Genomic DNA, 13,258 nt, shown 5'->3' on the forward strand with positions numbered 1-13,258 from the left:
TTGGAAGGACCGGATAGCGGCTTAGCGCAGCCGATCCCCCAGCCAGACACCTATGTCGGCGATCTCCTGCGGTAACACTTCGTGCCCCATTGGGTATTCCTGCCATGTCGCGGTGACGCCTTGAGCCTTTAACTGCTCATACGCCGTGCGGCCCATCGCATTTTGTACAACTTCGTCGTGCTGACCATGCAAGCAATACACCGGAATGCGTTGCTGGCTTGCCGAGAGGCTCATCTGATCGCTGAACGTGGGCGCGTAAGTGGAGAGCGCAAGCACGCCCCCCAACGGACCTTGCCAGCGCAGAAACGCTGCGTGATACACCACCGCGCCGCCCTGAGAGAAGCCGGCCAGAAAGATTCGCGCCGGATCGATGCCACTGTCGCGTTGCGCCTCGATCAGCTGCAGAACGCGCTGGGCCGAGGCCTCCAGTTGATCGGCATTGATCGCTCTGGCCGGGCTCATGGCCTTGATGTCATACCAGCTTGGCATTTCATAGCCGCCGTTGATGGTGACGGCTTGGGTCGGGGCCTGTGGCAGGATGAAGCGGGTGGTCAGCAGTGAGCGCTGCAATGCTTCGCCCACGGGCATGAAATCGAAGCGGTCGGCCCCCAGTCCATGGAGCCAGATAACGCAGGCGTCGGCGGTGTTCTGGGGTTGCAGGATCAAAGGTTCGGTCATGTGTGCTCCATTTGTGTGCGAGGGCTCTGGCGCGGCGCTTTAAAGCGGTGCGGATGGCGGTTCGCTAGATGAAAGAAGATGTCGCAAGACTACAAGTTTAGCGCCTGACCTGTCGCTAATTCGACAATGCCAGCATGCTGGTACGGGCTTTGCTATAAAACCTGCGGAGTGAAAGCGCTCACCTTGGTCGGTAACACTAACAGGCGACTGATAGTGCCTTCCCGGGCGGCAAGGAGTCCATTCAGGAGGACTCCAGGCACGGTTCGTCTCAGGCCTCACAGGCCGGGGAACATCAGGGAGTTTCAGTCCACGGGCCAAAATCGAAGTTGAAACAAGGTTGGTGAGATGATCTTGCGACCGTTCCAGCTTCTGGTCTTACGCCGAATGACCCAAAAATAAGCCAGCACGGGTCGTTAACGCCTCACAAGGGTGCGGCGGGGCTAAAGCTCCTACACAACAAAGAGCAAACTTGGAGGTTTGAATGAAGATGTTGAAATCCACCCTGGCTTTAGTGGCCGCCGCAGCAGCGCTCGGGATCACCGGCTTCGCTCAAGCAGGTGCGAAACTGGACGCCATTCAAAAGAAAGGCTTCATCCAGTGCGGCGTGAGTGACGGTCTGCCAGGTTTCTCGGTTCCAGATGCAAGTGGCAAGATTCAAGGCATCGATGCCGACTTCTGCCGTGCTGTTGCCGCTGCCGTTTTCGGCGATGCGACCAAGGTCAAATTCAGCCAGTTGAACGCCAAAGAGCGTTTCACCGCGCTGCAGTCTGGCGAGATCGACATTCTGTCGCGTAACACCACCTGGACCAGCTCCCGTGACGCGAGCATGGGTCTGGTGTTCCCGGGCTTCGTCACTTATTACGACGGCGTTGGCTTCCTGGCCAACAGCAAGCTGGGCGTAAAAAGTGCCAAGGAACTGGACGGTGCGACCATCTGCATTCAGGCCGGTACCACTACCGAGCTGAACGTCTCGGACTACTTCCGCGCCAACAACCTCAAGTACACCCCGATCACCTTCGACACCTCCGACGAAAGCGCCAAGTCGCTGGAATCCGGTCGTTGCGATGTGCTGACCTCCGACAAATCCCAGCTTTACGCACAGCGCTCCAAGCTGGCTTCGCCGAAGGACTACGTCGTTCTGCCTGAAACCATCTCCAAAGAACCTCTGGGCCCGGTCGTCGCTCGCGGTGACGAAGAGTGGACCACTATCGTTCGTTGGGTTGGCTTCGCTCTGTTGAACGCTGAAGAAGCCGGTATCACTTCGAAAAACGTTGAAGCCGAAGCCAAGTCGACCAAGAACCCGGACGTTGCTCGTCTGCTGGGTGCTGACGGCGACTACGGCCCACAGCTGAAACTGAAGAAGGACTGGGTCGTTCAGATCGTGAAGCAAGTTGGTAACTACGGCGAAATCTTCGAGAAGAACCTGGGTAAAGCCACTCCTCTGGCAATTGACCGTGGTCAAAACGCTCTGTGGAACGCTGGCGGCATTCAATACGCACCACCAGTGCGTTGATTGACCTGCGCCCGGCCACCTGATCAGTGGCCGGGCGCTTTGTTGCATATTTCCTGGGGCTCTCCATGCAAAATCAAATCAGCGCACCAAAGCAGAGGCTATCCCTCAGCGACCCTAAAGTGCGTGCGTGGCTATTTCAGATAATCACCGTTATCGCCGTAGTCGCCATGGGTTGGTATCTGTTCGATAACACCCAAACCAACCTGCAACACCGGGGTATCACCTCAGGTTTCGGTTTCCTCGAAAACAGCGCTGGCTTCGGCATCGCGCAACATCTGATTCCTTTCACGGAATCTGACTCTTATTCACGCGTGTTCCTCATCGGTTTGTTGAACACCCTGCTGGTGACCTTCATCGGTGTGATTCTGGCGACCTTGCTGGGGTTCATCGTCGGCGTTTCCCGACTGTCCAACAACTGGATCATTAACAAGCTGGCGACCGTCTACGTCGAAGTCTTCCGTAACATTCCGCCGCTTCTGCAAATTCTGTTCTGGTACTTCGCTGTCTTCCTGACATTGCCGGGACCGCGCGCTGCGCATGGTTTCTTCGGCTCATTCTTCGTCAGCAGCCGCGGCCTTAACATGCCGGCTGCCGTCACGAACGACGCCACGCTCCCGTTTCTGCTGAGCATTGGGTTGGCTATTGTTGCGATCGTGTTGATGGCGCGCTGGGCCAATAAACGTTTTGAAGCGACGGGCGTTCCGTTTCACAAGTTCTGGGCAGGTCTGGCCCTGATCATTGTGATTCCGGCACTCTGCGCGCTGATCTTCGGCTCGCCAGTGCATTGGGAAGTGCCTGAGCTCAAGGGCTTCAACTTCGTCGGCGGATGGGTGTTGATCCCTGAGTTGCTCGCGTTGACCCTGGCCTTGAGCGTGTATACCGCGGCGTTCATCGCCGAGATCGTGCGATCAGGCATCAAGTCGGTTGCTCACGGCCAGACCGAGGCGGCTCGGTCGCTGGGCCTGCGTTCCGGCCCGACGCTGCGTAAAGTCATCATTCCGCAGGCCATGCGTGTGATCATTCCGCCATTGACCAGCCAATACCTGAACCTGGCGAAGAACTCCTCGCTGGCGGCCGGTATCGGTTATCCGGAAATGGTGTCGCTGTTCGCCGGTACTGTGCTCAACCAGACAGGCCAGGCAATTGAAGTCATTGCCATCACCATGAGTGTGTACCTGGCGATCAGTATCAGCATTTCTCTGCTGATGAACTGGTACAACAAGCGCATTGCGCTGATCGAGCAGTGAGGAAACGCGCATGACGACTCATACTTTCAAACCCGATATGCCGCCGCCGAGCAAAGTGTTCGGCCCCGTGGCATGGATGCGCCAGAACCTGTTCGCCAACTGGTGGAACACCGTTCTCACGCTGTTCGCTATTTACCTGGTCTGGCTGGTCGTACCGCCGTTGTTGAGCTGGTCGATCTTCAATGCCAACTGGGTCGGCACAACGCAACAGGACTGCACCAAGGCTGGCGCTTGCTGGGTGTTCATCGAGCAGCGCTTCGGCCAGTTCATGTACGGCTACTACCCTCAGGCACTGCGCTGGAGGGTCGACCTGACGGTCTGGCTGGCGATCATCGGTGCTGCACCGTTGTTCATCAAGATGATGCCGCGCAAGGCTACCTACGGTCTCAGCTTTCTGGTGATCTACCCGATCGTGGCGTATTTCCTGCTGCATGGCGGGATCTTCGGCATGGAAAACGTGGCCACCAGTCAGTGGGGCGGTCTGATGCTCACGCTGGTAATCGCCACCGTCGGCATCGCAGGCGCGTTGCCGCTGGGCGTGGTGCTGGCCCTCGGTCGTCGTTCCGAGATGCCGGCGATTCGCGTGATCTGCGTGACCTTCATCGAGTTCTGGCGAGGGGTCCCATTAATCACTGTGCTGTTCATGTCGTCGGTGATGCTGCCGCTGTTCCTGCCTGAAGGCATGAACTTCGACAAGCTGCTGCGCGCCTTGATTGGTGTGATTCTTTTCCAGTCAGCCTATGTGGCCGAAGTGGTGCGCGGGGGTATGCAGGCCATTCCAAAGGGGCAGTACGAAGCTGCTGCTGCCATGGGGCTGGGTTACTGGCGCCGGATGGGGCTGGTGATTCTCCCGCAGGCCTTGAAGATGGTTATCCCCGGCCTCGTCAACACAGTGATCGCGCTGTTCAAAGACACCAGTCTGGTGATCATCATCGGTCTGTTCGACTTGCTCAACAGCGTCAAACAAGCTGCCGCCGATCCTAAATGGCTCGGTATGGCCACCGAGGGCTACGTGTTCGCGGCCCTGGTGTTCTGGATCTTCTGTTTCGGTATGTCCCGCTATTCCATGCATTTGGAACGTAAGCTGGACACAGGCCACAAGCGTTAGGAGTTTTGACATGAGTGAAGTTATCACCAAGCCTCTGGGCGCCGAAGGCATGATCCGGATGGAAGGCGTACACAAGTGGTACGGCCAGTTCCACGTTCTGAAAGACATCAACCTGAACGTGCGTCAGGGCGAGCGCATCGTATTGTGTGGTCCTTCGGGTTCGGGCAAGTCGACCACCATTCGCTGCCTGAACCGTCTGGAAGAGCACCAGCAAGGTCGCATCGTCGTCGATGGTACCGAGCTGACGTCGGACTTGAAGCAGATCGAAACTATCCGCCGCGAAGTCGGCATGGTATTCCAGCACTTCAACCTGTTCCCGCACCTGACCATCCTGCAGAACTGCACGCTGGCGCCGATGTGGGTGCGCAAGCTGCCGAAGAAGAAGGCCGAAGAAATCGCCATGCACTACCTGGAGCGCGTACGCATTCCAGAGCAGGCGCACAAGTTTCCGGGGCAGCTTTCCGGCGGTCAGCAACAGCGTGTGGCGATTGCCCGCGCGTTGTGCATGAAGCCGAAAATCATGCTGTTCGATGAGCCGACCTCGGCGCTGGACCCGGAGATGGTGAAGGAAGTGCTCGACACCATGGTCGGCCTGGCAGAAGAAGGCATGACCATGCTCTGCGTGACCCACGAGATGGGCTTTGCCCGCACCGTGGCGAACCGGGTGATCTTCATGGACAAAGGCGAAATCGTCGAAGAGGCCGCGCCAAATGACTTCTTCGATAACCCGCAAAGCGACCGCACGCGCTTGTTCCTTAGCCAGATCCTGCATTGATCGGTTGAAATGACCGCATAGAAAACCCGGACTCAGGTCCGGGTTTTTTTATGCCTGTTGATTGCCCTGTAGGCGCGCGCTTGCCCGCGAAAAATCTGTCAGGCCATGACGACAGTTTGGACGTACCCAGGTCTTCGCGGGCAAGCGCGCTCCTACAGCATTGCGTATGTGCGCTCCAACGCCCTTCGGGCAGAAGCAATTCTGCGGGTCTTAAAGCTGTACCCAATCCGCCCCAAAACTTGTGTTCCATGCTGTTCTCCAACAGGATGCCTTCTTTGCGCAATGCGCTGTTACACCTCCTGCTCCCACGAGAATCCCATGACGACCAAGGCGCCAACGGCGAGCGACACCCGGAATAAACCCGTTCACCCTCACGACATCGATGAATTGCTGATTGACTGCGAAGCTGACGACAATCAGGTGCAGCAGGCGCATCCGGTGTTGAAACGCCCGTGGTTGTTGTTGCTGGGCCTGGTGTTCGTGGCGTTGAACCTGCGTCCGGCGTTGTCGAGCATGGCGCCGTTGCTTAGCGAGGTGTCGAGCGGGCTGGGTCTGTCCGCCGCCAGGGCCGGGCTGCTGACCACCTTGCCGGTGTTGTGCCTTGGCCTGTTTGCGCCACTGGCGCCGATTTTGGCCCGACGTTTCGGCAGTGAGCGGGTGGTGCTGGGCGTTCTGCTGGTGCTGGCAAGCGGTATCGTGGTGCGCAGCCTGTTCGGCGAAGCCGGACTCTTCGCCGGCAGCATCCTGGCCGGCGCCTGCATTGGCATCATTGGTGTCTTGTTGCCGGGCATCGTCAAGCGCGATTTCGCTAAACAGGCCGGTGCCATGACCGGCGTTTACACGATGGCGTTGTGTCTGGGTGCGGCCGTCGCGGCAGGCGCCACGGTCCCGTTAAGCCACGTGTTCGGGGACAGTTGGCAAATGGGGCTGGGCTTCTGGATCGTGCCTGCAATCCTGGCCGCCATCTTCTGGTTTCCTCAAGCGCGACAGGGCCATGGCCTGCATCAAGCGGCTTACCGTGTGCGCGGACTGTTTCGAGATCCGCTCGCCTGGCAAGTCACTCTTTATATGGGCCTGCAATCGTCACTGGCCTACATCGTGTTCGGCTGGTTGCCGTCGATCCTCATCAGTCGAGGTCTGACGCCCGTTGATGCGGGGCTGCTGCTGTCCGGCTCGATCATGGTTCAGCTCATCAGCTCCTTGAGCGCGCCCTGGCTCGCAACCCGTGGTAAAGACCAACGCCTGTCGATCGTGATCGTCATGGCCCTGACGCTGACGGGTTTGTTCGGCTGCCTGTACGCACCGATTGAAGGGCTGTGGGGCTGGGCGATTGTGCTTGGGTTGGGGCAGGGCGGCACGTTCAGTCTGGCGTTGACCCTGATCGTGTTGCGCTCGCGGGACTCTCACGTTGCCGCGAACCTGTCGAGCATGGCGCAAGGCGTGGGTTACACGCTCGCTTCCATGGGGCCGTTTGCCGTGGGCATCGTTCACGACGTGACGGGGGGATGGAGTGCCTTGGGCTGGATCTTCGGTGTGATTGGCGTGGCCGCGACCCTTGCCGGGCTTGGCGCCGGCCGATCGCTTTACGTACAGGTCACCAGCGAAAAGCTGTGAGTGCCGATATTTGCGCCGCGAATGCCCGTGGTAAAGATGCTCATAGGCGCTTATCGTTCGGCTTCTGAACGACTGCCCAAGGACGCTGCACGCATGAGCGAAACAACGCCGAGTTACGAAAACGCTGACCTGATTGCCCGCTTCTATGAGGCGTTCAGTCGACTGGACGCCGAAGCGATGGCGGCCTGCTACACCGAGGACGTGCTGTTCAGCGATCCGGTCTTCGGTGAGTTGCGCGGCCGCCAGGCGGGGGACATGTGGCGCATGCTCACATCCCGCGCCAAAGAGTTCTCGGTCACCTTCGATCAAATCCGCGCCGATGAGCGTACGGGCGCGGCTCACTGGGTCGCGAGGTATCTGTTCACCCAGACCGGCCGCACCGTGGTCGACGACATCCAGGCACGTTTCGTCTTTCGAGACGGCAAGATCTGCGAGCACCACGACAGCTTTGACCTGTGGCGCTGGTCACGACAGGCCCTCGGCGCCAAGGGTGCCTTGCTTGGCTGGACGCCGATGGTGCAAAACGCCATCCGTGCCCAGGCTCACAAGGGGCTCAAGGCATTTCAGGCCAGCCAGTGAAAGTCCTCCCCTCTAAATAACTATCTAGGCCTTTTTCCGGGGCGTGCCCGATAACGTCGCATCCTTATTCTCTGCAATAAGGATGTTGCACCGTGTCTTCCATACCTACCGTTCCACCGATTATGTCGCCGTTGTCTACCGCCATGTACGACCAGGTGCGACAGCGTTTCATGCACGACCCCGTTCTGAAAGTCATCCACAACCATCTGCCTGCGGCGTTCGTTGAGGCTTCGTCTCAAGCGCGCAAGGACTACTGCGCTTCGCTGTTGAGAAGCCGGCTGGCCCGCGAAGAACTGAAACAGGTGTTCAAGCCGCTCAAGGGCATTGCTGAATTTGCTGAGCCGTTGCTGAGCGAAGCGCTACGGGCGAAGTTCGGCCCTGGCCTGGACGTTACCAACGACACGTTGTTTAACCCCACGCTCACCGCCGATGGCGCGACCGGCCCGTTCACGCAACTGACGCTCCTGGAATCCGCGCTGCATAACTTCGAGCGCAAGGAAACGGTTGCGGGGGGATTCCTGAAGAGCGCGGCGATCCTGGACAAACAGGGCGATGTTCACCCCGTGGGCATAACGCCGGAGCAATTTGCTGACGTTTGCCGGCACTTGAATCTGGGGCTCAAGTATTTTGACCATCTGCGCGAAACGCTGGAGCCTGACACCGCGCCTGGCGACACTTCGGACGTTGCCCGATTCAACACGCGAGCCAAATTCATCGCCGCCGACAAAGCCGAGATGGAGCTCAGCGTTCGCGCCGCGATGATCAAAAAGACCCTGGGCGAAACTGCCGGCCACGCCTTGCTGGCGCTGGCGCAACAACAGCCAAAGCCGTTATTCGACGGCAAGCCCATATTGCTGCAGCGGCTGACGATATTTGGCGTGGAAATTCAGCGCGCATTGTTGATTTCGCCGACGCGCACCTGGACCACGACCCCGGTGCCCCTTGTCCTGTACATCCCGCACGACCCGGTCAGCCCCATTAAAGAATTTGGCTCCATGACTGAGCTTGAAGACGACCTTCGGCAGCGGCTGACCGACAAATCCTATCAGGCGTTTTTTGCGCAACTCATCGGTGAGCGCCTTCGGGCGCAAGTGTTCAATCGCCTGAACAAGCACCTTTTCCCCCTGATGCCGGATGACGCAAAACTGTTCAGCAAAGGGTTGTGGCATCACCGCGCCGATCCCAAGGCCAATCTGGTGCTCGACTGCGACCCGATCAGAGAATCCCTGTTCAGCAGAATGCATCGCCAGCAACTTTTCCTGCTCAAGGACAACGCACAGTTCCTGGCCGTGCCCACCGAAGTGGAGGACGCAAAAAGCCGTCAGGAACGGTTGGCGTACTGGATGAATATCGGTATGAACATTCTCAATGTCGCCTCATTCGCGGTTCCGGCGCTGGGCGCGTTGATGATGCTTGAGTCCACCGTGGAACTGGTAGGTGAGGTCTATTACGGCCTGCTGGACTTGAGTCACGGTGATCTGCAAGAAGGGCTTGAGCACCTGCTTTCGGTGACCGAACAGCTGGCGTTCATGGCGCTGCTTGTGGCGGGGCATCAAATACCGGAGCCGCCTCAAATCCTGAGCAACCATTTTGTAGGGCAACTGATTCCCATCAAGCTCAACACCGGGGAGACGCGGCTCTGGAAGCCGGACCTTACGCCGTTTCAGTCAACCCATGCGCTGCCCGTTGGCGCCACTGCGGACATCAACGGCGTGGTCGAACATGACGGGAAAAAGTATCTGGATATCGACGATCGGCGTTATGAAGTGCAACACGATCCCGACCGCAACAAGTGGGTGGTCAGGCATCCCCGTGACAACCATCCGTTCTCCCCTGTGCTGGAGCACAACGGCGCGGGGGCTTTCCGCCATGAGGGTGAACTGCCGCAACAATGGGCCAAGAACAAACTGTTCAAACGCCTCGGGCATTCGGTCGCTGGCCTATCGGAATCGTCTGCCGAGCAGATACTCGGTGTTGCCGACGTCGATGAGTCGCTGCTGCGCCAGGTGCATGTGCAAAACGCCGTTGCGCCCGGTCAGTTGCGTGACACGGTCAAGCGCTTCCAGCTGGATGCGGCCCTCGAAAGCGCTTCGACCGAAAGGCTCACGACCAGCCGTGCCGAGCAGTTCAATCAAGAGTATGTCGCCAGCGAGCGCTCGGAAGATCCAGGGGTGCAACTGATTCAACGCGACTTCCCGACGGTTCCTGAAGCAGTCGCCGAGGATTTGCTCACGACGCTGACGCCATCGGAAAAACAGCAGATGCTCGACAGCGGTCGCATTCCGTTGCGCGTCGGTGAAGCGGCAGCCTGGCAACAGCGCCAGACCCGCCTGAACCGAGCGTTCGAGGGTTTTTTCCTGAACGCGGTCAGCTCACCGGACACCGAAATCCTCAGCCTGCATTGGCTGGAAAAACTTCCGGGCTGGTCGGAGCATGTGCGCCTTGAGGTGCGTCAGCATACCTATAGGGGCACGCTACTCCAGAGCATCGGTAGGCCTAACGCAACGAAGCTCAAGGTGCTGGTCAAATCCAATGGCCAATATCAGGCGTTTGATGCCGAGGGTAACGAGCTCAATGGCGTGCCGAGGGAGGGCAATAATTTGTGCGCCTCGATCCTGCACGCGCTACCGGACGACCCTCGTCGTGCCCTCGGTTTCCCTAACGCCTCACAGAGCGCTGAACTGAATACGGCGCTGGCAAAACAGGCTATGGGTGATCGGGCGCAATCATCACGCATTCTGGGGATAAGCAATGCCACCCTGACATTCAACACGCCTGAGCGGCTGAAGTGGGGGCGACTCGGTTATCCCCTGAGCGGTGTCGGCCGATTACCGGATTTTGTCAGCGACGATCATCTGTTGGACCGGATCAGTCTGCTTGAGCTGCAAGATGTCTCTGCGATGGACGTACTCACCAGCCTGCGCGCTCAGGGATTATCCAACCCCGACATCAATGCTCGCCTGGATGTATTGCAGGATGAATATCAGGCACTGCGTGCCAGCATTGATCAGTGGGCACTGGCCTCCAGCGCGTTGCAGGAATTGAACGTAATCCGCGCCGCCGGTCGAGCGCGCATCGCAGAGGCGATCTTGCGTCACTGGCAGGCCAGCAGTCTCCTGGTACTTGAGGAAACCGCCACAGTCTTGCGTCTGGAAAACGTGGCGCTGGTGGACTTTCCCGAACCGTTGCCCGCTTTCTTTTACCGCCGGGTCAACAGCCTCCAGTTGCACGACACGTTTCGCACACTGCACTCAAATCCAAGGCTTACGTGGGATCGAGTGGAGCAGGTGCTGGATGGATTCTTGAGCCGGTTTGCCCATATCACATCGCTTGAAGTGGGCCGGACGGCCAGTGCCGGCTATCGGTCACCCGGATATTTCGAACTGCCGCGTATCGCAGCAATCCGACTGCCCCGCCTCAGAACGCTGAATATGATCAATCAGGATTTGATCATTACCCCCATAACCCTCGCTCCACTCAATGGCCTTGAGGATCTGGAGCGGCTGGACGTGAGCGGCAGCCAGCTACAAGGCTTTTCCGACGCCACGCAATTCCCTATCCAGCGCCGCCTTCAGCGCCTGGGGCTTGATCGCACCGGTATTAGCTGGCCCGCTTGGCTCAATGATCGTCTGCCCGGAGGTATCGGCGAACTTTCGCTCAACGACAACCGTATCTCGGCGTTGCCTGAGCGCTTGGTGAGCAATGGCATCGGTACGCCTGCCCGAACGCATATTTCGCTGAGAGGCAATCAACTGCCCCGCAGCGTCCTCATAGAAATGCAACTGGACGAGGCCCGGCCTGACAGTGCGGTCAGCTTCGATTGTGAGCCGGCGCCGGAGCTTCAAGCCCGCATCGATGTGCTCTTGGGTGAACAGGCTGAGCTGCAGAACGCATTGCGCGACTGGAGCGAGGCACCAGGATCAACCGAGTCTGTAGATGAAAGTCGCGCGCAGGCCCGACGAGAAACCAGTGAGTTGCTCCTCACTCACTGGGGGCGAGCGGTGTCGGGACGCGCGCCGCTGGCGGTGGCGGTAGAGGCCTCGCCGCTAACAGTTTTCCCTCACACGCTGCCGGACAGCTTTTATCGCAATGTCAGCAGTTTGTCCTTGAGCGAGGTGGGGGTTGAACCGTTACAGCTGGAGGAGTTTTTGCGCAGGTTTGGCCAAGTTTCCAGTCTGGAACTGGCCGAGCTTTCCCCTGCGCTAGTTGTACCGCCTCAGGTGCTGACCGAGCTGGGCAACCTCAGGGAGCTGGACATCACTAATCAGGGAATGACCCTGGACCAAAGCGCCATGGATTTTTACGCCCGACTGCCCCGGCTGGAGCACTTGAATGTGAGTGGCAATCGCCTCGGGATTATCTCGGACACGACCTTGTTGGCGGCGCGTTCTCTGCGTTCGCTGACCCTGGATAACGTGGGCATGACCAGTTGGCCCGAATGGCTCAGCGAGCTGCTTCCTGCCCACATCAATTCCCTGTCGCTCAACCGCAATCAACTGACTGCGCTGCCGGCCGAGATCATGGAGAACCCTCGTAACGAACTGGCACACACGGAAATCTCGCTGGAAGGCAATCCGTTGTCACGCGAGTCGATGATTGCCATGCACGTCCGCGATCACGGCAACAATACATCCTTCAGTTTCTACATGGACTTGCCTGAGGACATACGCGCGATGCCTGTGGAACGGCGAGAGGGTGACAGTTTTGATACCGACTCTGACTCTGATCTTGAGTACTCGCCCGATTCGCCCGTCCATGGTCACGGCCGGGTCGGGGTCAGCTCGCGAAGGCCGCTGGTTGACCCGTGGTTGACAGGCACAGCCGATGAGTTGTTTTCCCGTCGTGGGATCTGGGAGCGCCTTGAAACGGCCGCCGATGCCCCGCAACTGATGGCCTTGGTTGACCGCCTGCGCGAGTCGGCGGATTTTCTCAGGGCGCGCGCTACGCTGACGCCACGGGTCTGGCATGTGTTGGAGGCGGCAGAGCAGGACCCCGAGTTGCGGGCGCTGCTCAATGGCATGGCGCAGGACGAAGACATCGGCAATCCAACCTGCGCCGACGGCGTACGTCTGGAGTTCAACCAGATGGAGGTTCAGGTGTTCACCCGTCGTTCACTGCTAAACGTGGCGGACGGCGAGCGAGGCCCCACCCTGTATGAGCTGATGCGACGTCTATTCCGCCTGAGCGAGGTGGATCGTCTGGCGGTTGCCAACACTCGCGGGCGGGATCAGGCCGAGGTGCGTCTGGCCTATCGACTGGGGCTTGCCGAACGTCTCGATCTGCCGCTTGCGCCATCGAGCATGTTGTATCGAACCATCGCCGGGGTAACGTCCGAAGAGCTGGCTGGCGTGCAGGGTGAGGTGATGGCAGGCCAAAACGGACCTGGGCTGCTGGATTACGCGGCCAACAGGGATTTCTGGACCGACTGGCTTCGAGAGACGTACGCGTCGCAGTTTGAGGAGTTGCAAGCGACCTTCGATCAACAGCGCTCACGCCTTGAGGACGACTTCCCGGAGCTCAACGACCAATACCTGGAGCAGGCCAAACGGCTGCTTGATCAGAAACAGGAAAAAGACCTGGACCTGATCAGGCGGCTTACTCACCGGGCGGGGCTCGGCCATGACTGACTGACTGACTGACTGACTGACTGAGTGAGTCCTTGTGCCGCCGGCGGGGCTTGACGTTTGCCGGCGGCCGAAAGCCGGCCATTGCCCCTAGGTTATTTTGGTCGCGATATCTATTTA

At 58.9% G+C, this 13,258-nt stretch carries 8 protein-coding genes; 7 read left to right on the forward strand and 1 reads right to left on the reverse strand.

The window, feature by feature from the left end:
* Positions 1–21 precede the first annotated feature (21 nt).
* A complete protein-coding gene (locus OYW20_RS05560) occupies positions 22–678 on the reverse strand; it encodes an alpha/beta hydrolase (RefSeq protein WP_268799725.1) in 657 nt (218 codons plus the stop codon).
* A 481-nt stretch (positions 679–1,159) separates the two neighbouring features.
* On the opposite strand from OYW20_RS05560, the gene OYW20_RS05565 reads away from it, so the two are divergent.
* From OYW20_RS05565 to OYW20_RS05595, 7 genes are all read left to right on the forward strand, one after another.
* Positions 1,160–2,191, forward strand: coding sequence for an amino acid ABC transporter substrate-binding protein (locus tag OYW20_RS05565; protein ID WP_268799726.1), 1,032 nt, complete (start codon positions 1,160–1,162; stop codon positions 2,189–2,191).
* 65 nt (positions 2,192–2,256) lie between these two features.
* On the forward strand, positions 2,257–3,438 hold the full coding sequence (locus OYW20_RS05570; RefSeq protein ID WP_268799727.1) for an amino acid ABC transporter permease: 1,182 nt from the start codon (positions 2,257–2,259) through the stop codon (positions 3,436–3,438).
* 10 nt (positions 3,439–3,448) lie between these two features.
* A complete protein-coding gene (locus OYW20_RS05575; protein ID WP_268799728.1) occupies positions 3,449–4,546 on the forward strand; it encodes an amino acid ABC transporter permease in 1,098 nt (365 codons plus the stop codon).
* A gap of 10 nt (positions 4,547–4,556) precedes the next feature.
* Positions 4,557–5,321 (forward strand): amino acid ABC transporter ATP-binding protein, encoded by a 765-nt coding sequence (locus OYW20_RS05580; protein ID WP_268799729.1) that lies wholly within the window; start codon positions 4,557–4,559, stop codon positions 5,319–5,321.
* A gap of 318 nt (positions 5,322–5,639) precedes the next feature.
* Positions 5,640–6,935 carry an MFS transporter gene (locus OYW20_RS05585; RefSeq protein ID WP_268799730.1) on the forward strand — a complete coding sequence of 432 codons (1,296 nt, stop codon included), beginning with the start codon at positions 5,640–5,642 and terminating at the stop codon, positions 6,933–6,935.
* Between the two features lie 93 nt (positions 6,936–7,028).
* Complete coding sequence (locus OYW20_RS05590) at positions 7,029–7,514, forward strand: nuclear transport factor 2 family protein (protein ID WP_268799731.1); 486 nt, start codon at positions 7,029–7,031, stop codon at positions 7,512–7,514.
* Positions 7,515–7,606: 92 nt separating this feature from the next.
* A complete protein-coding gene (locus OYW20_RS05595; RefSeq protein ID WP_328284806.1) occupies positions 7,607–13,141 on the forward strand; it encodes an NEL-type E3 ubiquitin ligase domain-containing protein in 5,535 nt (1,844 codons plus the stop codon).
* The last annotated feature ends 117 nt before the right edge of the window (positions 13,142–13,258 follow it).

It is taken from the genome of Pseudomonas sp. BSw22131 (assembly GCF_026810445.1).
In the GTDB taxonomy this organism is placed as follows: domain Bacteria; phylum Pseudomonadota; class Gammaproteobacteria; order Pseudomonadales; family Pseudomonadaceae; genus Aquipseudomonas; species Aquipseudomonas huanghezhanensis.